This window comes from Agrobacterium vitis (assembly GCF_037039395.1).
Lineage (GTDB): Bacteria > Pseudomonadota > Alphaproteobacteria > Rhizobiales > Rhizobiaceae > Allorhizobium > Allorhizobium vitis_E.
Genome location: NZ_CP146242.1, coordinates 529560 through 555118, shown reverse-complemented (window position 1 = coordinate 555118; position 25559 = coordinate 529560). Strand labels below are relative to the sequence as shown.

The following is a 25559-nucleotide window of genomic DNA, read 5'->3' as shown; positions in this document are numbered from 1 at the left end:
TCTTGCTTTCGCTGGCCAATAAAAGACATGGCTTCAGGGTCCAGCCTCCTCCCAGTGACTGACATTCATTTCCTGCATCGTGCTCTCTGCGCATGTCAGGAAATACCGGACGTTACGCCACTTGCATAAAAATACAACAGGTGTTTAATTTTTTTATTGCCTGTCGTCATTGACGGCTTGTTCGGTCAGGAGGCACAAGTTCAGCCGATGGCCTTATCGATGAAGCAGACATGACCATGAGCGACGAACCACCAGCCAAGATAAAGCCGACCCGGGTCGGCAGGCCCCGGTTGGGAGCAGAGGTTGGCCGTGAGGCAATTCTCTCGAAAGCCATTCATGCTTTTGGCCGCCAGGGCTTTGACGGGGTCAATCTGCGGGAATTGGCAAGGCAGGCCGGGGTCAATATTGCTCTGGCAAATTATCACTTCGGCTCAAAAGCCGCCCTATGGGAGGCATGCCTTGAACGCCTGAACCTGCGCGCAGCACCCTGCATCAGCACCTTGCAGGCCATTTCTGTGGCCCCTTTGGCCTATTCTCAGAGAATGGCGGATTTCTATGCCGCCTTTATCTGCTTCAATGCCGACCTGCCGGATTATGGTCTGTTCATTCTCCAGGAGATGGTTCAGGAAGGCCCGCGCCAGGAACGGGTGAAAGCCTCGCTGATCGATCCTTTTCACGATGCGACGGTACCGCTTCTCTTGGAAGGAATGGACCTGGGACTGGTCCACCGGCAGGATGCATCCCTGCTGTTTTTCACCCATTCGATTACCATTTCGCACGTTCTGGCAGGCCAGGGTACAATGGCATTCTTCCTCCAACCTGAGGACCGCAGGGAGCAGACGATGAAAGATATTCTGGCAATGATCATCCGTTCCGCAGTCGGCGCGCTGACGGAGGAATTCGAACTGGCAATCGCATCGGCCAATCCAGCCGCATAAGTTTTATGATGCGGCAACAAAGATAGTGGCAAGCGGATGGGGCGGCTCTTATGGCCTTGGCAGCACCGGCAGCCCTCTCAGACCCGCGCCACAGCCTCGCCCCTGATCCGCTCTACCATGGAGCGCAGGCCGTTGGCGCGTTGGGCGGAGAGGTGTTCGATCAGGCCGAGCTTGCCGAACAGGTCGAGGGCGTTGAAGCCTGCGACTTCAGAGGCGGTCTTGCCGGAATAGGCTGAGAGCACGATGGCGACCAGGCCCTTGACGATATGGGCATCGGAATCGCCTTCGAAGGTCAGGATCGGATCTGGACCTTCACCTGCCTTCGTCACCAGCCAGACCTGGCTGGCGCAGCCCTTGACCTTGTTTTCAGCGATACGCTGCTCTTCCGGCAGGTCAGGCAGTGCCTTGCCCAGTTCGATCACATAGCGGTAGCGGTCTTCCCAATCGTCGAGATAGGCGAAGTCGTCGATAATCTGGTCGATGGGCGTCATGGGAGGGTCATCCAGGCGGTTTTTCGGGTGTTTTAGGTGGCTTCCGGTGATGGCTTTGGAGGCTGCTTGAGGCCATATAGGCCTTTCCCATGCGGAAATGAACCGGCTGCGCCGTTAAAAATCACTCAACCTGCGGGTTTCGGCCTTGGTCTTGGAACGGTGATGGTCAGGGGCACGCCATTGCCAGCAGCAGAGACCGTACCGGTCACCATATGGTCTTCGCCGGCGGCGGCAGGGGTGGCGATTGCCGCTTCCGTGACGCTGCCGTGGGCGGGCGCTGTATCGACGCTGATGGCCTGATGATCCTCTCCGGTGCCGAACTGACGGTTAAGCAATTGATAAGCGACCAGCGCACCTTCACGCGCCCGGATTCCGATGGCCTGGAGCGTCTGGCCGCCCTTTACGCAGACATCGGGCTTTTCGCCGCAGAGGCCGGACACGTAATCATAGGCGCCAGATGCGGCCGAAACGGCGTTTGCCAGCTCGAATTGCGGTGCAGATGCCGATCCATCGCGCGGCGCGCCGCCCAGATAGGACAGGGCGACCAATACCAGCGTAAACCAGAATGCTCCCTTGATCAGAAACCACATGACCGCTCATCCGTCTCGTTCTGCGACATTTTTTCGTTTGTCGCGTCGGTTGCGCCGGTCGAATGGCCGGGCTGCTGCGAAACAGACTATGATTCGCGGGGAAATATCGCTTTGCAAAACATAATCGGATTTTCTGCGTATTTTCATAAAATGCGTTCTTTCCGCATTTGAACCACATTCTAGTCAAAGTTTAACGACCGAGGTTAAGCATAATTGCGGCAGAACCCTTCTGTTCCCGGGCTTTTTCATTCCGCCAAGCGCCATAGATATTAACAGGATGCGGAAAAACATGCAAAATCCGTTGCTTACGCCGCATTAACCATGTTTTCGAAAGCTTTCGGCCCTTGTCCCTTTCCGAGACGGAAACACCGGTTTAGGCGGGTTTTGCAGCTTTCCCTTTATCTTTTCCTTAAGGCGGCGACCTCTATGGTTTGGTCGGTAAAGAGGACCGCAAATCGCGGAAATTTGGCGTGTTGGTATTGAGTAAAATCGCTGATCGGGCAAAGACCCTTCTCAACGAAGCCGTGACCCTGGTGGTGACGCGCATCGGCGCGGAAGCCTCGCCGTCTCGCGCCGAAGTTGCGGCGGCACGCTGCGTCGTCCTGGCTTGCTTGCCAGCTCTGGTCCTCGTGCCCCTTACCCTTTCCTTCTTTCAAGGTGTCGCCGTTGCCCTGCCGCTCGGCGTTGCCATTGTTGCCGGCCTGTTTCTGATCGCCGTGGTCGCCGCCCTGTGGCTGGCGCGTCTGTCGGCTCGCCAGCCCGCCATCCGCCATTCCCTGGATACGAGCGCTTCCATCGATCTGTCGCTGTTTCCCGGCATGGTTTTCACCCTGGATGCCCAGGCGCGGGTCGAGACCGTCGGTGGGCGCGATGCCCGCGATTTCCTGCCGTTCCTGCGCAATCCGCTCGGCCGTCCCTTCATCGATCAGGTGCATGTCACCGACCGTATCGCCTTCGTGCGTGCCTTTGATGCCTTGCGCCAGGGCGAGGATATTGGCCGTGTGCAGTTGCGGCTTGCCCGCCCGACCGGTCATCCTGAAGGCGTTAAGGGCGACACCGGCGAAGGTCAGTATAGCGAAACTGCGGGCGACGACGCTGCCGATGGCACGCTGATGGCTGTTGGCCTCGACATGGCCGTGCGCCGCGACGAGCGCGGTGGCATTGCAGGCATTTTCGTGCAGATGCTGGATTGCCGCGAGCAACAGCAGATGGCGCAGCGGCTGGTCAAGCTCGATGCGGATCTACAGACGGCCAATGAAGCCAAATCGCGCTTTCTTGCCGCCGTCAGCCACGAATTGCGCACGCCGCTGAATGCCATACTCGGGTTTTCCGATATTCTGATGGGCGATTATTTCGGCCGGATGGAAGATGAGCGTCACCGGGAATATGTGCGGTTGATCCGCCAGTCCGGCGGCCATCTTCTGTCTGTGGTCAATACCATGCTCGACATGTGCCGCATCGAGGCCGGGCGCTACGAATTGCTGGTGGAGCCGTTCTCGCTTTCGCAGGCCATTCACGATTGTGAAAACATGCTGGCCTTGCAGGCCCAGGAAAAGGGCGTGAAGCTCACCAGTCGCATTGGCCGGGATGTGAGCGAGCTGACCGCCGATCCGCGCGCGGTGCGCCAGATCCTGATCAATCTTGTTGGTAACGCCATTAAATTTACCGAGGCGGGTGGCGTTGTTACCGTGGATGCGGCACGTTTCGGCAAGGATCTGGTGATCTCTGTCAGCGATACGGGTATTGGTATTGCCCAGGATCGCATCCTTCTGCTCGGCCATCCTTTCGTCCAGGTCGATAGTGATTATAACAGGAAATTCGACGGCGTTGGCCTGGGCCTGTCGCTGGTCAAGGGCCTCGTTGCGCTGCATGGCGGCACATTCCTGTTGACGAGCCGTGAGGGGGAGGGGACGGTGGTTTCCATCACCCTGCCAATCGACGGATCGGGCATTGCCCGGGTTCAATCCACAGGCGAAAGCCGTCAGATCGAATTTCCGCCACGCTTGCCCGTCAGTGAAAGGCAGCCTGCTCGCGAGAGGCTCGACGGCTCAATGAGCGAGACTTTAGCGGGCGATAGAGGTGCTGGTGACAGAGGGGCGCTTGACACGGGAGCGCTTGATATGGGCGCGCTTGATTGGGGGATTGCCCAATCGTCGCGGCAGCACCAGATGGATGAGGTCTCTTTTGAAGAGGGCGCAGGACAAACGCATGAACGGCAGGGTAGCGGGCAGCCGGGCCAAAGGATGGGCCAGCAAAAGGATGTGAATGACGACGCGAAAGCGAAAATCGCCTGATAAAAGAAAACCGGCCCGCAAGGAGCCGGGTTTTCTGTTGCTGGCCGCTCAAGCGTCCATGCGCCTCTGCGCGCGCAATCCAGCCCGGTTCACCAGCACGGTCGGCTTTGTCGTGGTCATGGGTTTCGTTGCGGCCAACGCTTTCTGGTATCAGCCGGGCCGGCATCCGTCTCCCTTCCTGCGCACCCGCGATCCGCATGATTTTACCGCCATGCTGGGGCTGAACAGCAACCACCCCCTGAAACCCGACCCTGATGACGTCACCACGTTCCGTATTCAGCGCCAGACAGCGGAAAACACCCCTGTCAGCCCAGCGCCCGGCGCCGTTGGTTCAGCAACAGGTGTGTTGCCGGCCACGGATACTGGCGCCGATCCGCTGACCGCTGGCATTCAGGCGCAGCTCATTCGCCTGGGGCTTTACGATGGCGCCGCCGATGGCAAACGGGGCCCTCGAACCGATGCGGCGATCAGCGCCTATCAGCGGCGGATTGGCGTGCCCGTCACCGGTGCGCCCAGCGATGACCTGCTGGCAGCGCTGAGCGTCGATCAGAAATCACCCGCCGTTGCGCCCCCCAAGGCGAGTGCGCCGCCAGTGCGCCCTATGGAACGGCCGGTTCAAGTCACGGCGACAGCGGATGATGCCATCGATCCCGTGGCCGCTGCCATTCGCAATGCGGAAAAGACCGTCACCACCGCGCAGTCCGCGCCTGTGCGGCCCAACCCCACCCGGCTGCCCACGGCAACTCCGGTATCGACCGCCGCTGCCTCCACGGTCAAAACCCAGTCCGGTGCGCTGGCCAAATCCGCGACGACAGCAAATGCGCCAGTGCCACAGGCACCCGTTGCCTCTGCCAGCCTTGTCACGACTGGTGCCAATGGGACTGGTGTCAATGGAACGGGTGCAAGCGAGGAAGCAAGCCTGATCATGGATATCCAACGCGGCCTGATCAATATCGCTTATACCGATATCAGCGTCGATGGTGTGGCTGGCGACAAGACCAAGGCTGCCATCCGCCACTTCGAGCGTCATTATCGCCTGCCGGAAACCGGTGAACCGAATATGGCGGTGCTGAAAAAGCTGAAATCCATCGGCGCTTTGTAAGTAGCTTTCGCAGATTGTCCGGATTTCCTGACGGAAACCCGGCTTCTACTTTCCCAAAGCAAATTCTAATAGGCGATTTTTCCGTTGATCAGGGGTTTCTGCCCCGACGAGAATTCCTGCTTGAGCGATTGACGCGCATCGTTGCTGATCACCGCCATGGGAGCCGTGACCACGGTGCGGGCCGCCGAACCGGCCAGATTGGCCGTGCCGATTGCCACCAGGCCGACCCGATCGCCCAAGGTGGTTTGGCCGCCTTCCATGGATTGTCCGGCGATGCTCTTGCCCAGATTGCGGATGATCTCCGGACTATCGGCAAAGGCCGTGTGGCCCAGCGGATCGTGGCTATCGACGCTGCTGGTGTCGATGGCGGTGATGCCGAGCACTTTCATGTCGGCGGCCAGCGGTTGCAGATCGGCCTGACTCATGCCGCCGACCCGGTTGACGCCGCCCGACAGCCACCGCGACACGAACAAGGCCTTATCCTTGTTGGAGGTGAAGATGGTGAAATGCGGCCGTCTTGCCCCCATTTCAATCAGCTGACGACGAAACACATCGACATCGATATCCGGCGAGGCGAGAATGACATTCCCGACCTTGGCTGGAACCCTGCCGGTGCGCATCGCCACGCCGCGCAACGCTTCCATGGTCAGCCATGTGCCCATGGAATGGGAAATAATCGTCACCTCGCCGATATTGGGGTTTTTCGAGGCTTGCAGGATCAGGTCTTCCAGCGCCCGCCGGGAATAGGTGGTGCTTTCCTTGTCGTAGAGATAGTCGAACACGCTGCCGCGCGATGGCCATGTGAACAGGATCGGGGATGCGTCCGTGCCGGAATCATGGACGATCTGGGCAAAGCGGAAAACCGCATCCGAATATGTATTGTTGAAGCCATGCACGAAGATCACGGCCTGGCGCTTCTTGTTCCGGGTCGCGTTGAACCACTGCAAAGCCTCGGATTCCGTCGGGACTTTATCGGCCTTCAGCACCGCGAAATCATGTTCCGGATTGGGGGGCACACGGGACGGCCATTGCACTTCACCCACCTTGCGATTGCGTTCCGGGGGAATGGAAACCACCACATTGTTCACCGAAATCGCCGTGCCGCGATCACCGGAATAAAGCAGGCCGGGATCGTCCGCCGGTTTGCGGGTGGTAAACACCAGCATATTCACCTGACTGGCGTCGCTGGCAACCGGCACAGGCTTCAGCACGCTTTCTGGACGGCCCGCGCAGCCACCCAGCACGAGAATGACGAGGAAGGGAATAAAGGCATGTCCGGCAAAAGCGGGATTGGATCTTGCCGGTCCGCATGCGGCCGGCGCATTTACGGAAGGGGAAGGCGGGAGGGTATATTCATGGGTCAAGGGAGAGCGGGCATGTTCCCGCTTCCCGTTCTTGAGCCAGCCGAGGGTCGGCATCCTATTTCTCGGCTCCGATAGCATGGCTGTCGGGGGCTCCGTTGTCGGGGCCATGGGTATCGGAGGCGTGATTGCTGTGTGCCTGGTTTTTCTCCGGCTTGATCCTGAACCAGGTGATGTACAGCGCGGGCAGGAACAGCAGGGTCAGCACCGTTCCGACGACGATGCCGCCCATCATGGCAAAGGCCATCGGTCCCCAGAAGATCTGCCGCGAGATCGGGATCAGCGCCAGCGTGGCGGCGGCGGCGGTTAGCATGATCGGGCGCATCCGGTGTTCGGTGGCCTCGACCACCGCCGCAAAGGCCGCAACGCCCGATTTTCTCAGGTCCTCGATCTGCACCACCAGGATGACAGAGTTTCGGATCAGGATGCCGATCAGCGCCAGCACGCCGAGCAGCGCCACGAAGCCAAGGGGCGCGTTGCTGGTGAGTAGCGCGATCACCACGCCGACCAGCGCCAGCGGGGCGACGGAAAACACCAGGAACAGCCGGTGGAAGCTCTGCAACTGGATCATCAGCAGCGTTGCCATGATGAACAGCATCAGGGGTGCTACCTGAATGATCGGCCCCTGCGACTTGTTGCTCTCTTCGACCGCACCGCCGATATTGACGGTATAGCCTGCCGGAAGCGCCTTGGCGAACTCGGTGACCTTGCCGCTCAGCGCGTTGACGATCGTCGCGGGCTGGGTCGGGCCGTTGACGGCGGCCTCGATGGTGATCGTTGGCATGCGGTCGCGCCGCCAGATGGTCGGCTGCTCCAGTTCGTAATGGAAGGTGGCGACCGACGACAGCGGGATAGACTGGCCGTTGCTGCTCGGCAGTTGCAGGTCGACCAGCGTTTCGACGGAACCGCGATCCTTCTTTTCGGCACGGCTGACGACATTGATCAGGTAGATGTCGTCACGAACCTTGGTGACGGTCGATCCCTCGACCACCCTGTTAAGGGTCTGGGCGATGTCTTCGGAGGTGACGCCGAGCTGACGGGCCTTGTCCTGCAACACATCCACTTTTAGCACCCGGGCCGGTTCATACCAGTTGAAGGCGATATTGGTGAGCAGCGGGTGGGTGCCGACAATGGCGGCCAGCTTGCCCGCATAATCGCGCACCTTCTGGATGTCGGGGCCGGATACGCGGTATTGCACCGGCTTGCCGACCGGCGGTCCGATATCCAGCAGCTTTACATAGGCATCGGTGCCGGGGAAGGTCTGGCTCAGATAGGCCTGGAACTGCTGGCGCAGCTTGTCGCGCACGTCCAGCCCCTTGGTGACGATGACCATCTGGCCGAAGGTAATGTTATCCGGCTGCACGTCGAAAGACAGGATGAAGCGCGGCGCGCCCCGGCCGACATAGGTCGACCAATGGTCGATATCCGGGTTGTTGGCCAATTGCTCCTGTTCGAACCTGGCCATCTGCCGGTTGGTTTCGTCGATGGAGCTGTTTTGCGGCAGGTTCCAGTCGACGATCAGTTCCGGGCGGTCGGAGCTGGGGAAGAACTGCTGCTGCACATGGGTCATGCCATAGAGCGAGAGGGCGAAGGCGCCGATCGTCGCAACGATGGTCAGCCAGCGCCAGCGCAGGCAAAAGTGGAGCATGCTGGCAAACAGCCTGGCAAACCAGCCCTTGTGGTCGGCATGCTTCTTCATGGTCTTCGGCAGCATGGTGACGCCCAGAAGCGGCGTGAACAGCACCGCCACCACCCAGGAGACCACCAGCGACACGGCGATGACGACGAACAGCGAGAAGGTGAATTCGCCCGCATTGCTGTTGTTCAGCCCGACCGGGATGAAGCTGGCGACGGTGACGAGCGTTCCGGTCAGCATCGGGAAGGCGGTCGAGGTATAGACATGGGTGGCGGCCTTGCGCAGGCTGTCGCCCACTTCCAGCCGCGCCACCATCATTTCCACGGCAATCATCGCATCGTCGACCAAAAGCCCGAGCGCGATGATCAGGGCGCCGAGCGAGATGCGCTGCAGCGATATGCCGGCATATTGCATGAACAGGAAGGTGATCGCCAGAACCAGCGGGATCGAAATCGCCACCACCAGTCCGGCGCGCAGGCCAAGGCTGATGAAGCTGATGGCCAGCACGATGACGATCGCCTCGAACAGCGCATGGGTGAAGCTGGAAACCGCTTCCTCCACCACCGCTGGCTGATCGGCGACCCGGTCGACGGAAACGCCGACCGGAAGGTCCTGGATGACGTCGGCCATGGTCTTGTCCAGCGCCTTGCCGAAATTCACCAGATTGGCGCCGGCCTTCATGCCGATGGCAAGGCCAATCGCCGGCTTGCCATTGACCCGGAACATGCTGGTCGGCGGGTCGGCATAGCCACGGCTGATGGTGGCGACATCGGTGAGCGGGAAGAAGCGATCATTGACCTTGAGATTGATCGACCGCAGGCTGTCTTCCGAAATGAAGCGCCCGCCGACCCGAAGCGCGATCCGCTCCGGCCCGGCATCGATGAAGCCGGACTGGGTGACGGCATTCTGGGCCTGAAGCGTGGCGATGATCGCCGACTGGTCAATGCCGAGGGCAGCAATCTTGCGGGTGGAAAATTCGAGATAGATCGCCTCGTCCTGGGTGCCGACAATATCCACCTTGCCGATATTGGGCACAGTCAGCAGCTTGGTGCGGGCGCTCTCGACCAGATCGCGCAATTGCCGATGGGTCAGGCCGTCGCTGGTGAAGGCGAAGATATTGCCGTAGACGTCGCCGAAACGGTCGTTGAAAAACGGCCCGACGACACCGGAGGGAAAGTCGCCCTGGACATCCTGGACCATGTTGCGCACGCGCAGCCACGTGGCGGGCACGTCGCGGGCCTTGGTGGTATCGAGCAGGTTGACGAAGACGATGGTCTGGCCAGCCGTGGTGATCGACCTGGTATAGTCGAGCGATTCCAGCTCCTGCAGCTTCTTCTCGATCCGGTCGGTGATCTGCTGGGTGACTTCCTGGGCGGAGGCGCCGGGCCATTGGGCCTGAACCACCATGGTCTTGATGGTGAAGGACGGATCTTCCTCACGCCCAAGGCCGATATAAGCGAGCACGCCGGCCAGCGAAAACACCATCATGAAATACCAGACGAGGGAACGATGTTCGAGCGCCCAGTCCGACAGGTTAAATTTCTTCACGGGCGCGGCTCCTCATCGGTCTTGATCTTTTGTCCCTCGGCAAGCTGGTTGGCGCCGGCGACGGCAACCTGCTCGCCCTCCTTCAATCCGGACAGGACCTTCACGCGGGTGCCGTCGGTGGTGGCGTCATCAAGGACGACCTTGCGCAGGGCGACCGTGGCATTGGCCCGGTCGATCACCCAGACGCCGGTCGCGCCGTCTTTCCTGAGGATGGCGGTCAACGGTAGCAGGATGACGCCGTCCTCTTCATCACGGCTTGCGGTCGCGGTCACCACTGCGCCGAGACGGAACACCTCGGGGGCGTCATTGATGGCGATCTTCAGCCGGTGGGTGCGGGTTTCCGCATCGGCTTCCGGGCCGATCTCGCGCAGCGTGCCGATGGCCTGCTTGGTGGGATCGAGCTGTAGCGCCACGCTGAACTTCGTGCCTTCCTTCAGTGCGCCGATCCGTCCTTCCGGCACATCGACGATCACGTCGCGCTGGTCGAGCCGCGCGACTTTCATCACCGTCTGCCCGGCGGTTACCGTCTGCCCGACTTCGACGGATACCGACGTGACGACGCCGTCGAATTCCGCCTGCAGCCGCGCATAGCCCAATTGCTCGCGGGCCTTGTCCAGCTTGGCCTTGGCCTGGTTGAGGCTTCCCTCGGCCGATTTCAGGCCCTGTTCGGCCACTTCGAAATCGGCGACGCTGCCGGCATTGATGGTGGCGAGCGTGCGGCGGCGCTTTTCGGTGATCTGGGCATTCTCATAGGCCGCCTGGGCATTGCGCAGGTCGGCCTCGGCGCTGTTGACGGCAAATTGCAGCGCCAGCGGATCGATTTCGGAGACCACGTCGCCCTTGTGAACGAGATCGCCGACTTCTGCCTTGCGCAGGATCACCCGGCCAAGTGTGCGGAAGGCGAGATCGGTTTCGACCCGCGCCTGGACCACACCGGCAAAGCTGACCCCCGACAGGCGCTCGGCCTTGACGGTTATCGAGCGGACAGGACGTGGCCCTGCGGCCTGCTGGTCGTCCTTCTCGCTGCAACCGGCGGCAAGCGCCAGGGCAAGCAGAAAGGGAAGGGTGATGATTGGACGGTAGAGGCGCATGTCACTTTTCCTTAAAGGCCACGACCTGGCCGTCCGTCAGAAACTTGCCGCCGTCGGTGACGATTATGTCCCCGGGCGCGACACCGGATGCCACCACGAAATCGCCGACGCGGTAGCGGGCAATGTCGATCTTACGCAGCCTGACGGAGCTATCGGCGGTGTTGACCGCCCAGACTGCGGGCTGGCCATTGGCCGAGGCCATGGCGCTCCAGGGGAGCACGATGCCCTGCTGCGGCTGGGCGCGGAACCGTCCGACGACAGTCGTGCCGAGCGACCATTGCGTATCCGCGGGCAGGGCGACCTTGATGCGGATGGTGCCAGCGCTGGTGTCGATGGCCGGAGAGACTTCGCGGATCTTGCCGTCCTTGGCATTGGCGCGGTCGCCGATCGGCGAGACCTCGACGGTCTCGGATGGCGCACCTTCCAGGAAAAACGCTTCGAACATGTCGAACACCGCATCGCGCGGTCCGTCATGGGCAAGCGTCAGGGCCGCCTGCGCTGCCGAAACCACCTGTCCCACCTCGATGCTGCGCGAGGTGATGATGCCGTCGGCATCGGCCTTCAACTGCGTATAGGTCATCGCATCCTGGGCGGTGGCCAGATTGGCCTGCGCGGTCTGCAACGACCCTTGAGCCGTGGCGAGATCCTCGCGGGCCTGGTCGAAAGTGGATTGGGCAATGGTGTTGGTCTGGATCAGCACCTTGTAGCGGTCGAAGGCCAATTTCTTCTGGCGCATCGTCGCCTGGGCCGATTCCAGCCCGGCCTGGGCAACGGCGATATCGGCCTTCTGCTCGGTATTGTCGAGCAGGGCCAGGACGTCGCCCGCCTTGACCCGGTCGCCGACATCGACATGGCGCTCGATCACCCGGCCAGCCGTGCGAAACGACAGGTCGGACTGTACCCGCGCCTTCACCGATCCGGAGATTTCCACCGAGGGCTGGTACTGCGTGGTTTGGGCCTTGGTCACCGTGACGCTGCGCGGCGAAGACTGGCTCTCGGTCTTTTCATTACAGCCTGCCAGAAACACGGCGAGCAGGACGCAAGCCAGTCCGGATAAAGTCGTTTGTAACCGCACTGTGAGGTCCCCACCATTGCATTCACGGGTCGTTTCGAGTAGATACCAATGACTGTACGGTTAGTCAATATAGTTGCCGGAGCGATGGTTACCGGTATAGTAATCGAAAGCGGAGTGCCGGGGCTTTCGCTCCACCGCCTTACGCAAGTCCGCTCGCTCAAACCTCAAGGAAAACGGTCATGGCAAAGCGATTGAAAACGATCAGCCGGGCCGAACAGAAAGCGAAGCGCCCGCAGGAAATATTGGAAGCTGCATTTGAAGAATTCCTGGACAAAGGTTTTTCTGCGACACGTGTGGAAGATGTAGCTCTGCGACTGGGCATTACAAAGGGCACAGTTTATCTTTATTTTCCGTCAAAGGAGGCCTTGTTCGAGGAAAGCATCCGGCAGATGTCGCTGCCTTTGTCCCAATTGCGTGCTTCTGCTGAAACATTGGAAGGCACCCATGCCGAACGATTGAAGCAAATGATCGGCATGACCTATGAGATGATTGCCGGCGATTGCAAATGTGGCGAACTCCTGCGTCTGACGGTGAGCGAGGGAACCCGGTTTCCCCATATTGTAGACAGGCATTATAACGAATTCGTTGCGCCTCTCTTGAAAACGGTCTGCACGCTGGTGGAGGGAGGCATCGCTGCTGGCGAATTTTTGCCAGGTCCGGCCGCTTCCTTTCCCGATGTGCTGATTGGCCCGGCCATTCACTTCAATCTCTGGTCGATCCTGTTTGCGCAACGCAGACCACTTGACCAAAAGGTCTATATGGAGGCCCATGTCGATATGGTGATGCGGACCCTGATGCGCGACAAGGCCGAATAATCTCGATCATCCCTGTGAAAGGTGCCTTTCTTTCCGCCCATCCTGTCTATAGACAGGCGGGATGCGCCTTCGCTCCGATATTTTCGTCGCCGCCATCATCCGCCGCGTGTTTTCCGCCGGCGGCTTTGCCGCTGTGGAACATAAGGGCATGGACCAGGCGGGCGCCATCTTCCTGCGCCAGCGGTTTCGCGATGGTCTGGAAAGTCTTTACGCTCCCGCCCCCCAAAGCCTGATTGAGACCGATGACGCCGAAATGTCAGGCGACCGCCGTTTCGAGCGCCGCCTGGACAGGGTCGATGCCTGCGAGGTCGCGGCGCTGATGGAGCGCGAGCGCCGTTTCGATCCGGATCTGTGGCTGGTGGAAATCGAGATCGACCAGTTGGACGGTCTTTTGTCGCTGGTTGGCGAGGGAAGCTGAAGGGCAGCTTCGCTTATTGCTGCCGATTGTCTCTTCAGGAAAACCGTTTTCCACTTTTCACGGACATACAGCGGCGTCATTGAATCGATGCCGATTTAAGGAATTATGCAGCATTTTCAACGGGAAGCGGGTATTGCCGATGGCTGGATGTCGCTCTGGCTGCTTTGATAGGTATAGCGATCGGCCCTGAGCCAGGCATCGATGCGCTTTTCGCAGTCCCTGCCGTCGAGCGCGGCGATCAGTCTGGCGACGCGCGGTTCGCCCTGCTGCAATTGGCTGAGATGGGGATAGAGCCGGGTCAGTATGAAAATCATGTCGGGAATGGCCATGGCAAGGCCGGTCAGCGTCGTGGCCAGCTGCTGGCCGGAGGTGTCGAGCAGGATACGTTCGGCCAGCCAGCGGCTTGAAGACAGCGCATCGGCCAAGGCCGTGGCAAAACTGCCCGCTTCGTTTTCTCGGGCAAAACGCACCAGCAGGGCCGCCTGCACGGGGCTGAGATTGAGCCGGCCCAGCCGGTCGTGGTCCTGGCGGTTGAGGTGACGGTCCAGCGCCTTCAAGGTCTGACGCAAGGCTTCCTCGCGTTGTGCCCTTGCCGGATTGTGTGTCGGATTGTGTGTCGGATCTTGCTCCCGCGTCTCTACGGAGAGTTGATCTGGCTCCTGCGCCACCGTCTGTTCTTCCGCCGCATCCTCAGGGGCGAGAGCGGGTATGTTTTCAGGCTTGGCAGCCGCGTCGGGCCTGAGGCGAATGGCGCGCGGCGGCGCTTCCATCATGTCCTGGACAATATCTTCGTTGTCCACGTGCTGGGCGGGCTCGGGCAACGGGTCGATGAAGCGCAGGCCGGCCAGTGCATCGATGACGGCGGGCGACAAATCTTCGCGGCGCACGATGGTGCGGGCATGATTTACGCCCTGGGTGCGGGCGATGGTGATGAGCAATTCATCTGACAGACAGGGCGATGCGATCAGGAATGGTGCGGCAATGGCGAGCGGCTGGCTGGCGATGAAAAATGCGACGGCTTCCGGCACATTGGGCGATTGCGACAGCGCCGCCACGGCATCGCGCCGGGCCTCTTCGGACGAGTATTGAAACAAGGGCTGGAACAGCAGGGCAAACTGCCGGAGATCGGCCTTGCGGGGATGTTCGAGGCTTTCGAAACTGGAAACGGTGGCCATTAAAACCACGTCCTTCTTGCGGCCGATCCTCGGATTTTCCAACGCCCGAAATTGATGATCCACGACATTACCCGTCCCAACGCAATACCAATTCGGTCAAAATAGACGGTAATCGTTAGCAAGCTGTTAACCATCGACAGTGTTTAATAAGGAAACCTTGATAAATCAGCATATCCTTGTGTGAGCGTTGCAGTGTCATCGCTTTTACTCGGAAATGGCAGCAAGGCTTCCCGGCAAAACGGGAAACTATTCAGTATAAAAGCAACTTTTCATGAGGATGGCTGTTTACCCCTCATGTCTGGAGAAAAGCGCAGAATGCCTGTCTTTGCTGCCCAAAACGGCAAGGCTGGATGTGCTGGCCCCTTTGCCGGGGCAGGATGAAATCGATCTCTTCATCCGTCTCATCTACCCCAAATGGAGACGAGCATGGCTGACATCGTGAAACTGAAAGACCGGCTGGATCAAAAGCCCGTCAACCGCCCCCCCGCGCCGACACAGGCCCGTATCCTGCTGTTTACCGGCGTGCGCTATACCCGCACCGAACCTCTGCTGATCGGCGCCGCCTCGCTCACCGGCAAGCGGCCCGTGCAGGACATCCATCCCTACGAAGGGTAATAGGATCGGCCGTTGAAAATAACCGTTCGTATTCCCTGTGCAAATACCGCAAGCGCCATCGGCATTTGAAAGTCTTGCAGTGCCTTCAAGGCAGGGATGCGTGGCGTGTTCGAACCGTAGTAAGACGGTCTGCGCTGCCGTGAAGCCTCTCTTCCATGGGGTGGAGTGAGGCTGGCTTTTATGATCCAAAGCAGAGACAGCAGCGAGAAGAGATCGATTGGCCGCTGGCGATTGACCAGGGATACAAGCAGATTTGTTCAATGTCGTTTTGAGGCTGCTCGCGTTTTTACGGCGTACGGCGCTGTAGAGCACAATTCATGAAGCCGATTCCGGTTTCATGAATTGTGCAATAGAGTTTGTCAGGTTCGGATTGAACCAATCATCCTCTCGCTTCTCGTGTTCTCGACTGTCTTTTCGGGAAAACCGGAGAGCCACATCGTCCCAACGCAAACTTTCATTCATCCTTCTCCGGATGCGTCCCGGAATTCTCTATAGCATTCCGCGTGTTATCCAGCGGGTATAAGACGCGGTAATATTTCAATTCTCATGCCTGATTTATTCTTGAAAGCGATGCGCTTCGCGTGAGCACACAGAGGTTGTGCAACTATTACTTATGTAATTTTTATGACTAAGAATTTTTTTTTGACAATTGCAATTTATAAAATATATATTTCGATTTTTAATTATATCGATGGTTGTTTTAAAGATATTATTATATTTGCGCATAATTAAAAATAACCCCCATTTGGGGGATGTTTAACGCACCCAAAAATGGTTGAAAAATCTTGTTGTGAGTGGATAGCATCAATTCAAGTGGGGGCATTTTATGCATAAAGATACAGAGTCTACGCTTGGATATAGTCGGACTACACAGGAGAGCGGCAAAAAATCAAAGCTGGATCGAGACAGTCAGTGGGAACCCTATGACGAGGATTTGGCAGGAATACCCGATCGTGGCAGCTTGATGTATTCGCCACGTGTGTTTCTAGGAATCTCTATCGTTTTGCTGGGCTTTGCCATCTATAATTACGTGTCGACAGGGCTGCTCACATCAACGATCATCAGGACGGTTGTTGCAGCCGTCATTCTTCAAACTGGCTATTTCTTCCTGGTCGTCTGGCTTGTCATGCGCCGGGTGAGATCCCGGATCTCCGATATTCGAGAAAGCCAGGCTGCTCATGATCGTGAAATGCAAAAGGAAAAGGACAAGTATCGTGCCTGCCCCCTGACACACGTCAACAAGGCGGACAAACACTGAAGCTTGTGCGTTCAGATGCCTACGGCATAATTCCTTAAATCGGACTCGATTAAGGTGAAAATTATGCAGCAGATTTAAAGTGTTACGGCGTCCTATGTGCGTTTTATAAAATGCACGGCGCTGTAGAGTCTGTCAGGCTCAGATTGAACCGGACAGACTCTCGTTTCAGTTTTGTCTGAATACACCAGTCAATCAACGATTTTGCCGCGATCCGACATGTCTTAAGGGGAGATGTGTAGGCGTCGTCGAGCCTTCGTATCTGTCCGTCAATCCGCTTCCAGTGAATGGAGCGACGTCAGGGCGGCAATCAGGTCGGTTTGCCGGGCCATATCGGTCTTGGCCAGCACGGTTTTTATCTGGCTTCTGGCGGTTTCCAGCTGAATCCCAAGGGTCTGGGCGGCATCGCGCAGCGGCTCGCCATCAAGAAGCAGTTTCGTCAAGCGTGCCTCGGCCCGCGTCAAATTCATCAGGGACTGGATCATCTCCGAGGTCAGGCCATTGCTACGGCTGAGGGGGACCAGAATGATGAAAAAGCTGACGGGGCTGAACAATCCGATATTCAGCCGGGCCGAGGGAATGAGATAGACGATTGCTGGCGGCAGGCCCGGCTGCCCGGGGCAGGCGAATTGAGCACCCTGCATCTCATTGCGGCTGCTGCCTGCGGCCATTCCTGCGGCAAGACTTGCTTCAAAACTTGCCTGTGCTGCCGGATGGAGAAAGCGCAAATGGTCGAAGGCCGAAATGACGTATCTTGGATTGCTTGCTTCAAACACCGTATTGCAGCCGAGGATCTTGCCTTTTGCGGTAAGAGCGGCGGTGGGCAGCCGCGCCAGCTGCAATGCCCGCAGACTGTTATCGACCGCCTTGAATTCAAGCTGGGAGGCAAGGATCAGGCTGCGACGCAGGTCCCGGCCGATGCTGTTGAGAAGATCAAGATGTTTTTCTTCGATAGGACCGCTGTCACGCTTTCGTTCAATCGAGATGGCAATGATTTTCTCCTGGGGAAGATCGAAGCTGACGCCAGCGGCAAAGCCGAAGCCGCGCGGCCAGAGAAAATCCCGGTAAAGGGGCTCATCACGCATCTGCTCGTGTGAAAACTGATCGACATCGCTGATGAATTTCGATTTGCTACCACTCAGCAGGGCTCTGGTGCGGATATTGTCGGCAGTCCAGCCCTGCTTGAAAAAATCAGAATAGAGATCGCGCACCCCTGGAGTCGTGATCAAAGGCATCAGCTCATCTGAGACATTGACAAGCAGGGTACCTTCGGCGCCGACAAGATGCGCCAAGCGATCCAGTGCATGTTCCCAGGCCGCCGGTTCGGCGGCCGCCTCGTAAATGCAATCGATGATACTTTCGGGCATAGCAATCTCACATATCAATATCGCTATGTTTAGCAGGCGCGCTTTTCCAAAGCAATCTCGTCCATTTGGCTTAATAACATTGTCTGTTTTTAAGTCGAAAAAGCCATATAATCGAACAGATTAATTTTATATAAGTTAAAAAGATAAAATTTTAAATTAATCGAATAGTTTGGAGAGGGTTTCACGAAATAATATTTCTGTTTTTTATTGAAACACGAAATCCTTTAAGGATCTATGGCTGTCTGATCACAGCCAGCATTGGTCAGAAAAGCCTGTGCATCGGGCGTGAAGCTGGCTTGGGGCACAAGCGTGCGCAAGACGGCATAGCCTTGGGTTTCCGGCATTTCCACCAATATGGTCTGGGCAAGCGCATCGGGTGCCGTGGTGCGCAGCCGGGCGAGCTGGGCCGGGGTGGCGACAATAATGTCAAGCTTACCCTCGACGGATGTAGCGTCGTTCATGCTGTAGACTTCATTGGCATCGCGGTCGAAAATACCCACCGACCAAAAGGGAACGCTGCCCTCTGCTGTCAGATGCACCGGCGCCTCACTGACATCGAAAGCGCAGGCAGCGAGTTTGAGGAAGGGATCGCCATTGGCAAGGCCCGCCCGGTCCGCCCGGCTGTCGAGACTATAGAATTTGAACAGCGGGCCTTCCATGGTCACGCGGGTATAGGCGTCCTTGCCGGTGAAATGCGGCAATGCCAGGATGATGACGATATGCAGCACCACGGCCCCGACCAGGCCGACAAGAATGGCGTAGATCAGCTTACGCATCGCCGCATCCGATCTGTTCGACATGCGGCATGGCCAGTTTCACCAGGCCCGAATTGCCCGCGACCGGCGTGTCCAGCAGGGTCAGGTTGAGCATCAGATCTTCGCTTCCTGCGGGAATGGCCAGCCAATTGCCGGGCGCTGCTTGCGAACCGATGCTGATCTCCAGGCTGGCATCGCGGTTTTTCAGCGTCGTGACGGAATTCAGCGCCCCCGGCAGGTTGGGTGAGACGGGCAGGGGCGTTCCATCCGGGCGGCTGGCAGAAAGCGTCCAGTAGCGCGCCATCGGCACCGTACCCGACAGCCGGTAGCGGCAGCGTGTATTCAGCTTGCGTCCGCTCATATCGGTGGTAGCGATGAAACTCAGCCCTTCAGCGCTGCCCAGCAGTAACCGCCCGGCCTTGGCCCGGTGGGAGCGCGCATAAGGATCGGCATCGGCGGTCTGCGCCTGCGGAAACGCCCGCCAGCCATCGATCTCGATCTCGCCAAAGCCCACCGTGGCATTCAGCGCCATCAGCGTGGACTGGATGCCAAGCCCGAAAGCAATGGCAAGCGCAATGGCGACAAGAAGCGGAACCCGGAACACGCGATGATTCGAACCCTGTTGATCTATTGAAAACCGGTAGCACTCAATTCAGGGCAGGGAAATGGCACCGCGCGCGCTTCGCGCGGTGCCATGGCAACCCCTTTGTTCAATCCAGCGCCGCCCTCAGCGCTGGTGCCAGCGGCTCAGCCTCAGTCAGCATTGTGCCGATCTGGCGGAGCAGGGCGGTGGTTTCGACAGAGAGGGTCCGGGGGCGGACGAATTCGGGCGGGGTGGGGGCGGGTGCTGTGCCTTTTGGTTCGCCCTTGGCCGGTGCTGGTGCCTTCACTGCCACGGTCGCCGGTTCCAGTACGCCGGGAATTGGCCGGACGGCGACGCCCTGGTGGGCGTAATCCATGATGGTCTTGAAGGTCATGGCGGGCAGGGAGCCACCGGTCATGTTGTTGGTCGAGGTATAATCGTCATTGCCGAACCAGACGGCGGTTGTGAAATTACCGGTATAGCCGACGAACCAGGCATCGCGATAGGCCTGCGTCGTGCCGCTCTTGCCAGCGGTGAGAATGCCGTCCAGGGCGGCTTTGCGGCCCGTGCCGATATAGGGGACCTTGGTCAGCATCTGGTTCATGTAGTTATCTGCCTGCTCGGTCAGCACCCGGCGCGGGGCGGGTTCGTCGCGGTCGAAATCGTAGAGCACATGGCCGCGATAATCTCTGATATCAACAATGCCGTGGCGGCGCGATTGCAGGCCCCCCGAGGGCAGCACGGCATAGGCTGTCGCCTGGTCCATGACGGTCACTTCCGAGGTGCCGAGCGGAATGGTGACATCCTTACGGATCGGGGTTTCCACGCCCATGGCTTTCGCCATACGGATGACGGAATCGACGCCCAGCCGGTCCTTGACCAGCCGGACTGGCACGGTGTTGATCGATTTGGCCAGCGCCGTCGTCAGCGTAATGCGCCCGGCATAGCTGTTGCCGTAATTATGCGGGCTCCAATTGCCCCAATTGACCGGACCATCGACAATGGTGGTCTCCGGTGTCAGGCCCGCCTCCATCGCCACCGCATAGGTATAGATCTTGAAGGAGGAGCCGGGTTGGCGCAGGCCCCGTGTGGCGCGGTTGAACTGGCTTTCGCCGTAATCGCGCCCGCCGACCATGGCGCGCACCGCCCCGCCACTTTCAAGCGTCACGAGGGCCGCCTGCTTGACATTATATTGCTCGCCATATTCGCGCAGCGTATTGCTCACAGCGGTTTCGGCGACTTTTTGCAAGCCCGGATCGATAGTGGTGCGCACGATCAGCGAATGTTCTGGAAAACGGGCCGCGACACGCTGCACCTCGTCAAATGCCCAATCCAGGAAAAAGTCCGGCGCCTCGCGCTCGGCCCGGTCGACCACGGTGGCCGGATTACGTCGGGCGGCAATCACCTGGCCCTCGCTCATCAAGCCGCTTTGCACCAGATTGCTCAACACTTCATTGGCGCGGCCACGGGCGGCGGGCAGGTTGACATGTGGGGCATATTTGGCCGGGGCCTTGAACAGCCCGGCGAGCATAGCGGCTTCCGCCAGATTGACGTCGCGCACGCTCTTGCCGAAGTAGAATTGCGAGGCCGCCGCCGCCCCGAATGTACCGCCGCCCATATAGGCGCGGTCGAGATAGAGCGACAGGATTTCCTGTTTCGAAAGATTAGCCTCCAGCCATAGTGACAGGAAGGCTTCCTTGATCTTGCGCTCGATGGAGCGCTCATTGGTCAGGAACAGGTTTTTGGCGAGCTGCTGGGTCAGCGTCGAGCCGCCCTGCACCACGCCGCCAGCTCGGGCATTTTCGCTAAGCGCCCGGCCAAGGCCGATGAAATCGATGCCGAAATGGTCGAAAAACCGCCGGTCTTCGGTGGCCAGCACCGCCTTGATCAGATTGTCGGGCAGGTCTTCGAAGGGCACGGAGTTTTCATGGATAATGCCGCGATGGCCGATGACATTGCCGTAGCGATCCAGAAAGGTCACGGCGAAATCGCCACGATTGCGCCAATCCTTCACCGTTTCCTGAAAGGCGGGCATGGCCAGCGCCAGCATGACGACGGCACCGGCGGTGCCCAGTGTCATCGCTTCGCCCAGTGCCTCGAACAGCCATTTCTTCCAGCCGCGCATGCGAAACCGGCGAAAGAAGATCGTGGTTTCCTCCCAGAACTCCGCGGCCTGGAAGCCGGTATTCCACAGGGTGGAATCCAGCCAGGCATCGAGTTTGAGGAAGATATGCCGCTTTTTCTTCTGCATGGCGGTTCCGGGGCCGAGCCTTAAGATGATCTGCTACAATATCACGGGCGGAGAGTGCCGAGGATGCTGTAGGCATATTCAACGCTTCACATGCAACGCTTGACAGGCGCCAAGCTTGCGCCCATGTCTGCGTTGATCGCGATATATCCCAGCCAATGGATCATATGCGACTTAACTTTTAACGAATCTATAAGATTGCCGCGGATTGGATGCTCGCATCCCACCGATGGCCAAGGGCATGATGACCAGCAAACCCTATTGGAAGACCAAGCGCCTTGACGAGATGAACACTGTGGAGTGGGAAGCCCTCTGCGATGGCTGTGGCCTGTGCTGTCTCAACAAGCTGGAGGACTGGGAAAGCGGCGAGGTTATCTTCACCTCCGTCGCCTGTCGTCTGCTGGATGGCGAGAGCAGTCGGTGCAAGGACTATCCCAACCGGCAGGCCACCGTGCCCGATTGTATCCAGCTGACGCCGGATCAGGTTGAGGATATCGCCTGGCTGCCGCCCAGCTGCGGCTACCGGCTGGTGCATGAGGGGCGCGACCTTTACTGGTGGCATCCGCTGGTTTCCGGCGATCCCGAAACCGTTCATCAGGCCGGGATTTCCGCCCGGGGCCGCACGGTCAGCGAAGAGCATGTTTCTGTCGAGGATTTCGAGGACTATCTTTGTGACTGGCCATTGACGGTGGCCGGGGACGCGCCCTGAGGGTTATCTGATGGCCTATCCCCAGGGTAAGTCTCGTACAAGTTTTACACTATAATTTCATCTCGATTGAAACCGTTTCGGTGCAATGGAGAGCCTATGTCGAGACTTGACTGGTCGTTTGTCAAAAGCTTTGTCCGTGAAGCGGCTCCGGTGCCTGATGCGGAATGGGTATCGCGCAAATTCGATGAGTTTCTCCGGCGGACCGATCCCGCCGATGCTTTTGCGATTTCGGGCGTGTTTTCGCTGGCGCATCCTTTCTATGTGCCAAAGATGAGCGATGCCGCCGCCGACAGTCTGGCGATTTCCGTGCCGGAATTCGGCGAGGCTCTCATGCGGGCACGGCTGACGGCCTCGCGCGCGCGTCAGCCGAATGTTCTGGTCGCCTGTCTGCCGAAATCGGCTTCCACCTTCATCGGTCAGAGCTTGATGAAAGTATTGAATGTGCCGATGGCGGTACTGATGTCCTCAGCCTTGTCACCACAGACGCCTTTTTCCATGGGCATTACCCTGCGTGAGCAGGAAACGGATGAATTGGCGTTGATCCAATATGGCAATAATGGCCTTGGCTATGTGGCGCAGCATCATTTGCGCTGCACGCCCTATCTTTGCCGGCAGCTTGAGCTTTACAATATTCGCCCGATCGTTACCTACCGCAATGTCTATGACAGTCTGGTCAGCCTGGACGACATGATGCGCAAGCAGCAGCAGGAATGGGCGACGACCCGTGACAAGGACGCCATCTATTTCAGCGATGGCCTGCCATCCAATTATTGCGAGCTGGACGATGAGACGCGCTATCTGATCCTGGTGGATCGCCAATGTGCCTGGTATCTGCAATTCTTCATGAGCTGGAAGCGCTGCGAAGTGCTTGGTCTGGTCAAGCCGCTCTGGGTCTCCTACGAGGAGGATTTCCTCGGCAACAAGCAGCTTTTGGCTGAGAGGATCGCTACCTTTGTCGGGCCGGAATTCGTCGATTCCGCAAAGCTGTCCGAGGTGTTTTCCGAGACGATAGAGGCGGGTCATGCCCGGTTCAACAAGGGCGTCAGCGGTCGAGGCAGGCAATTGCCTCAGCGTGTCAAGGATCGGATCAAGGCGAGTTTCGATCTCTATCGCGATGATTTCGATTTTTCCGAAATATTGCCCGACTGACATCTCGGTTTTGCCTCGCCTTCAGGTGCTGCACGCCGCTCGGATTTTTGCGCCATCGTTCAGGTTGAGGATTGAACCGCAGGTTGTGACTACCTATATAGCGGCTTGGGATATCGCGAGCTGTACTATCACAATCTCGAATTTGCCGATCGATTTTCTGTATCGTTTCGAGACGTTAATGTATCGGATCGCGATACGCTTGGCGTGAAATTGCAGGCATGAGGAGTGTTTGGCAATTCGAGCCGGAGAAGCCGGGCTCTTGCTGTCGTTCACGTAAAAATGTGTGAATCCAATGTAACTTTTTTTGGTTATTTACTTCTGCCGATATTGATAGTTAAAAGCTAGAATGCAATTTTGAAAACGTCGCGAGCTGGATATTTTACTATTTCTGCTTGCAACCAGGAAGGACAAGCTCATGAATATCGGAGAAGCCGCCGCAGCCTCCGGCGTTTCTGCGAAGATGATCCGCTACTATGAGGAAATCGGGCTGGTTTTGCCGGCACGGCGCACCTCGAGCAATTATCGGGTCTATGGCGAAAATGAAGTCCATCGTCTGCGCTTTGTGCGGCGAGCGCGGACCCTCGGGTTTTCCCTGGAGGAAACGGAGCGGTTGCTGGCGCTTTGGAGCGACTCTGGCCGCAAGAACGACGATGTGCGCGAGGTGGCCATGAACCATCTGCGCGAACTCGAAGACAAGATGGAAGCCATGCAGGCCATGGTCGACACGTTGAAAAACCTGGTCGATCACTGCGAACATGGCGACCGCCCGGATTGCCCGATTCTGGAAAAGCTGGGCGGTGGTTCTTCCACGGACAGCAGCCGCAAGGTGGAAATGGAAGAGGCCTGAGCCTCGGCATACCAGATCAGGCGAACGCATCATCCGCTATGATGTCATTCTTTATATCTGCCGCAGTGTTTTTTACTGGCGGCAGGACGCATACGGGCGAAAAGCCCGTTGTCGGACGCACCTGAACCCTGGGGGCGGGGGAATGGGGCGGGCGGCCGGTCGAAAGACCGGCCGTCAATCAAGACCTCAGTCGGCTGTGTGCTGAACCAGACAGATCCGTGCGTCTGTTGTTCGAATGACAATGGCCTTGGCATAGCGGTTGCTGATGTCTTCACGCGGTTCGGATTCAACAGTCCACGTCTATAAATACGGCAGTTTCAAAGGGTTACAATGTCCCTTGTGAATTTTATAAAATGCACGGGCTAGAACCGGCAATTGTGAAATTTGACTGAAAATGGTCTCGACGCTCTTCTATCATCTACTGATTGGGTGTCGAGTGACGCTCCGCTTCATGGAAGACGGCAGCTCCGTCACAATTTAAAATAAGAAAAAAAACCTAAATAGGAAAATAGTCATTGACACCGTGACGGTGTTTTGTTAGGTTTTGTCTACGGTCGGAAATCTGCGGCTTCGGTCCTTCCGGTTCGGTTTTTACGCTCTCTTTCATACACTTACAGCGCTTTAACTCTGGTTGTGGCGGTTCCCTTTCATTGTGATGGGAGCCTCGCCTGCCGGGAGGACATTCATCATGGATGATTTCGATATATCGCTCTACGGCTGCTGGCCTTTACCGGCACTGTCCTCCTCCTTCGAACGGCATAGCCTGGCGTGCAGCGACGGGCTGGAAATCAAGGCTGCCGATCTCGCGGCCTTGAGCGATCATTATGCCGGGCTGCTCAATGAGCTGACGCGGGAAATGTCGGCGCAATTCGAGCAGTTTCGGCTGTTGCGCGAAGGGGCGGCGGCGCTGATGGAGGGGGGCGACGAGGCGGCGGCAAAGTTCGCCCGTGCCGATCTGAAGGCGGCGACCGAAGCCATGTCGGTGATTGTCCGCACGCTGGAAAAGATCGATGCCTTGCAACGCCAACTGGCCCGCGACCGCGAAGCCGAGGAGGAGCGGGCGGGGGAGACCGAGACGCTGGATGTCGCCCAGGCCCGGCTGTTGGCGCTGGTGGAGACCCAAGCGGAGGCCAAGGCGGCGCTGCTGTTTGAACGGTGGAAAGCCGAAAGCCTTACGACCCCCCTGGCCACCCCAATGACGGCAACTGGCCCTCCGGGTGAAGCAAGCGACCAGGTAATTCAGACAATAGCGTGAGGATCGCAGGTGACAGGACGTTCGGATCGGCTGTCGGCGGGCATATCGGTTGCCGCCCTTCTGGCGGCATCGCAGGCCGAAAACAATGGTTTATCCGCCCTGCGCCGGGAAATGCAAAGCTTGCGTGACACGGTTTTGGCGCTGGGGGATGAGGGGGTGCTACTGGCGCAGGCGATCGGCGCACAGCAGGACCATAATTCTCCGGTTCTGGCTGGTCAGGCGGATGGCAACAACGGTGGGGA

Annotated in this window: 22 protein-coding genes; 11 read left to right on the top strand and 11 right to left on the bottom strand. The window is 58.4% G+C overall.

The features are described from left to right. Positions 1-236 precede the first annotated feature (236 nt). Positions 237-938, top strand: coding sequence for a TetR/AcrR family transcriptional regulator (locus tag V6582_RS05155; RefSeq protein WP_197434355.1), 702 nt, complete (start codon positions 237-239; stop codon positions 936-938). A gap of 77 nt (positions 939-1015) precedes the next feature. On the opposite strand, the gene V6582_RS05150 is transcribed toward V6582_RS05155, so the two are convergent. Beyond that, on the bottom strand, positions 1016-1429 hold the full coding sequence (locus tag V6582_RS05150) for a SufE family protein (RefSeq protein ID WP_156631495.1): 414 nt from the start codon (positions 1427-1429) through the stop codon (positions 1016-1018). 125 nt (positions 1430-1554) lie between these two features. Next, a complete protein-coding gene (locus tag V6582_RS05145; protein ID WP_156631494.1) occupies positions 1555-2019 on the bottom strand; it encodes a DUF5330 domain-containing protein in 465 nt (154 codons plus the stop codon). 470 nt (positions 2020-2489) lie between these two features. Between V6582_RS05145 and V6582_RS05140 the strand changes: the two genes are divergently transcribed. Both V6582_RS05140 and V6582_RS05135 read left to right on the top strand, forming a co-directional pair. After that, positions 2490-4313, top strand: coding sequence for an ATP-binding protein (locus V6582_RS05140; RefSeq protein WP_337739228.1), 1824 nt, complete (start codon positions 2490-2492; stop codon positions 4311-4313). Continuing rightward, positions 4285-5415 carry a peptidoglycan-binding domain-containing protein gene (locus tag V6582_RS05135; protein ID WP_156631492.1) on the top strand — a complete coding sequence of 377 codons (1131 nt, stop codon included), beginning with the start codon at positions 4285-4287 and terminating at the stop codon, positions 5413-5415. Before V6582_RS05140 ends, V6582_RS05135 begins: the two co-directional genes overlap by 29 nt. Before the next feature lie 65 nt (positions 5416-5480). On the opposite strand, the gene V6582_RS05130 is transcribed toward V6582_RS05135, so the two are convergent. From V6582_RS05130 to V6582_RS05115, 4 genes are read right to left on the bottom strand one after another with little or no spacing between them, the layout of a single operon-like run. After that, positions 5481-6833, bottom strand: a complete 1353-nt coding sequence (locus tag V6582_RS05130) for an alpha/beta hydrolase (protein ID WP_156631491.1) — start codon at positions 6831-6833, stop codon at positions 5481-5483. A gap of 1 nt (position 6834) precedes the next feature. Further along, the gene (locus tag V6582_RS05125; protein ID WP_337739227.1) at positions 6835-9960 is read right to left on the bottom strand and encodes an efflux RND transporter permease subunit; all 3126 of its coding nucleotides are present in this window, start codon (positions 9958-9960) and stop codon (positions 6835-6837) included. Then, the gene (locus tag V6582_RS05120; protein WP_156631490.1) at positions 9957-11051 is read right to left on the bottom strand and encodes an efflux RND transporter periplasmic adaptor subunit; all 1095 of its coding nucleotides are present in this window, start codon (positions 11049-11051) and stop codon (positions 9957-9959) included. The genes V6582_RS05125 and V6582_RS05120 overlap by 4 nt, the downstream gene beginning before the upstream one ends. A 1-nt stretch (position 11052) precedes the next feature. After that, a complete protein-coding gene (locus tag V6582_RS05115; protein WP_337739226.1) occupies positions 11053-12126 on the bottom strand; it encodes an efflux RND transporter periplasmic adaptor subunit in 1074 nt (357 codons plus the stop codon). A gap of 179 nt (positions 12127-12305) precedes the next feature. Between V6582_RS05115 and V6582_RS05110 the strand changes: the two genes are divergently transcribed. Together V6582_RS05110 and V6582_RS05105 are read left to right on the top strand one after the other, a co-directional pair. Continuing rightward, positions 12306-12941, top strand: a complete 636-nt coding sequence (locus V6582_RS05110; protein WP_156631489.1) for a TetR/AcrR family transcriptional regulator — start codon at positions 12306-12308, stop codon at positions 12939-12941. Between the two features lie 61 nt (positions 12942-13002). Next, positions 13003-13359 (top strand): DUF1491 family protein, encoded by a 357-nt coding sequence (locus V6582_RS05105; protein ID WP_156631488.1) that lies wholly within the window; start codon positions 13003-13005, stop codon positions 13357-13359. 116 nt (positions 13360-13475) lie between these two features. Here the strand turns inward: V6582_RS05105 and V6582_RS05100 are convergent, their stop codons facing one another. Then, on the bottom strand, positions 13476-14534 hold the full coding sequence (locus V6582_RS05100; RefSeq protein WP_156631694.1) for a DUF2336 domain-containing protein: 1059 nt from the start codon (positions 14532-14534) through the stop codon (positions 13476-13478). Between the two features lie 426 nt (positions 14535-14960). Between V6582_RS05100 and V6582_RS05095 the strand changes: the two genes are divergently transcribed. Together V6582_RS05095 and V6582_RS05090 are read left to right on the top strand one after the other, a co-directional pair. Next, positions 14961-15149: a hypothetical protein gene (locus V6582_RS05095; RefSeq protein ID WP_197434354.1), complete on the top strand. Its 189-nt coding sequence runs from the start codon at positions 14961-14963 to the stop codon at positions 15147-15149. 826 nt (positions 15150-15975) lie between these two features. Further along, positions 15976-16407 carry an exopolysaccharide production repressor protein gene (locus V6582_RS05090; protein ID WP_156631486.1) on the top strand — a complete coding sequence of 144 codons (432 nt, stop codon included), beginning with the start codon at positions 15976-15978 and terminating at the stop codon, positions 16405-16407. A gap of 266 nt (positions 16408-16673) precedes the next feature. Here V6582_RS05090 and V6582_RS05085 read toward each other — a convergent pair whose 3' ends face one another. From V6582_RS05085 to V6582_RS05070, 4 genes are all read right to left on the bottom strand, one after another. Further along, a complete protein-coding gene (locus V6582_RS05085; protein ID WP_156631485.1) occupies positions 16674-17771 on the bottom strand; it encodes a helix-turn-helix transcriptional regulator in 1098 nt (365 codons plus the stop codon). A 224-nt stretch (positions 17772-17995) separates the two neighbouring features. Then, positions 17996-18547, bottom strand: a complete 552-nt coding sequence (locus tag V6582_RS05080; RefSeq protein ID WP_156631693.1) for a DUF1254 domain-containing protein — start codon at positions 18545-18547, stop codon at positions 17996-17998. Next, positions 18540-19130 carry a DUF1214 domain-containing protein gene (locus V6582_RS05075; RefSeq protein ID WP_337739224.1) on the bottom strand — a complete coding sequence of 197 codons (591 nt, stop codon included), beginning with the start codon at positions 19128-19130 and terminating at the stop codon, positions 18540-18542. The genes V6582_RS05080 and V6582_RS05075 overlap by 8 nt, the downstream gene beginning before the upstream one ends. A gap of 106 nt (positions 19131-19236) precedes the next feature. Beyond that, positions 19237-21360, bottom strand: coding sequence for a transglycosylase domain-containing protein (locus tag V6582_RS05070; protein ID WP_349508924.1), 2124 nt, complete (start codon positions 21358-21360; stop codon positions 19237-19239). A 241-nt stretch (positions 21361-21601) separates the two neighbouring features. Here V6582_RS05070 and V6582_RS05065 point away from each other — a divergent pair, with 241 nt between their 5' ends. The 4 genes from V6582_RS05065 (at position 21602) to V6582_RS05050 (ending at position 25317) form a co-directional block, all read left to right on the top strand. Further along, entirely contained in the window at positions 21602-22066 is a 465-nt protein-coding gene (locus V6582_RS05065) for a YcgN family cysteine cluster protein (protein WP_197434486.1), read from the top strand. Between the two features lie 96 nt (positions 22067-22162). After that, positions 22163-23215 (top strand): hypothetical protein, encoded by a 1053-nt coding sequence (locus tag V6582_RS05060; protein ID WP_156634305.1) that lies wholly within the window; start codon positions 22163-22165, stop codon positions 23213-23215. A gap of 415 nt (positions 23216-23630) precedes the next feature. Beyond that, positions 23631-24062, top strand: coding sequence for a Cu(I)-responsive transcriptional regulator (cueR, locus tag V6582_RS05055; protein WP_156634307.1), 432 nt, complete (start codon positions 23631-23633; stop codon positions 24060-24062). Positions 24063-24750: 688 nt separating this feature from the next. Beyond that, positions 24751-25317 (top strand): hypothetical protein, encoded by a 567-nt coding sequence (locus V6582_RS05050; RefSeq protein WP_156634309.1) that lies wholly within the window; start codon positions 24751-24753, stop codon positions 25315-25317. Positions 25318-25559 lie beyond the last annotated feature (242 nt).

Bases quoted from the DNA above. Each gene is read 5' to 3' on its own strand.
- V6582_RS05050 (WP_156634309.1), top strand. From the start codon at position 24,751: ATGGATGATTTCGATATATCGCTCTACGGCTGCTGGCCTTTACCGGCA.
- V6582_RS05130 (WP_156631491.1), bottom strand. From the start codon at position 6,833: ATGCCGACCCTCGGCTGGCTCAAGAACGGGAAGCGGGAACATGCCCGC.
- V6582_RS05060 (WP_156634305.1), top strand. From the start codon at position 22,163: ATGTCGAGACTTGACTGGTCGTTTGTCAAAAGCTTTGTCCGTGAAGCG.
- V6582_RS05110 (WP_156631489.1), top strand. From the start codon at position 12,306: ATGGCAAAGCGATTGAAAACGATCAGCCGGGCCGAACAGAAAGCGAAG.
- V6582_RS05100 (WP_156631694.1), bottom strand. From the start codon at position 14,534: ATGGCCACCGTTTCCAGTTTCGAAAGCCTCGAACATCCCCGCAAGGCC.
- V6582_RS05145 (WP_156631494.1), bottom strand. From the start codon at position 2,019: ATGTGGTTTCTGATCAAGGGAGCATTCTGGTTTACGCTGGTATTGGTC.
- V6582_RS05065 (WP_197434486.1), top strand. From the start codon at position 21,602: ATGACCAGCAAACCCTATTGGAAGACCAAGCGCCTTGACGAGATGAAC.
- cueR (WP_156634307.1), top strand. From the start codon at position 23,631: ATGAATATCGGAGAAGCCGCCGCAGCCTCCGGCGTTTCTGCGAAGATG.
- V6582_RS05095 (WP_197434354.1), top strand. From the start codon at position 14,961: ATGGCTGACATCGTGAAACTGAAAGACCGGCTGGATCAAAAGCCCGTC.
- V6582_RS05120 (WP_156631490.1), bottom strand. From the start codon at position 11,051: ATGCGCCTCTACCGTCCAATCATCACCCTTCCCTTTCTGCTTGCCCTG.
- V6582_RS05080 (WP_156631693.1), bottom strand. From the start codon at position 18,547: ATGCGTAAGCTGATCTACGCCATTCTTGTCGGCCTGGTCGGGGCCGTG.
- V6582_RS05155 (WP_197434355.1), top strand. From the start codon at position 237: ATGAGCGACGAACCACCAGCCAAGATAAAGCCGACCCGGGTCGGCAGG.
- V6582_RS05105 (WP_156631488.1), top strand. From the start codon at position 13,003: ATGCGCCTTCGCTCCGATATTTTCGTCGCCGCCATCATCCGCCGCGTG.
- V6582_RS05090 (WP_156631486.1), top strand. From the start codon at position 15,976: ATGCATAAAGATACAGAGTCTACGCTTGGATATAGTCGGACTACACAG.
- V6582_RS05085 (WP_156631485.1), bottom strand. From the start codon at position 17,771: ATGCCCGAAAGTATCATCGATTGCATTTACGAGGCGGCCGCCGAACCG.
- V6582_RS05135 (WP_156631492.1), top strand. From the start codon at position 4,285: ATGACGACGCGAAAGCGAAAATCGCCTGATAAAAGAAAACCGGCCCGC.
- V6582_RS05150 (WP_156631495.1), bottom strand. From the start codon at position 1,429: ATGACGCCCATCGACCAGATTATCGACGACTTCGCCTATCTCGACGAT.
- V6582_RS05070 (WP_349508924.1), bottom strand. From the start codon at position 21,360: ATGCAGAAGAAAAAGCGGCATATCTTCCTCAAACTCGATGCCTGGCTG.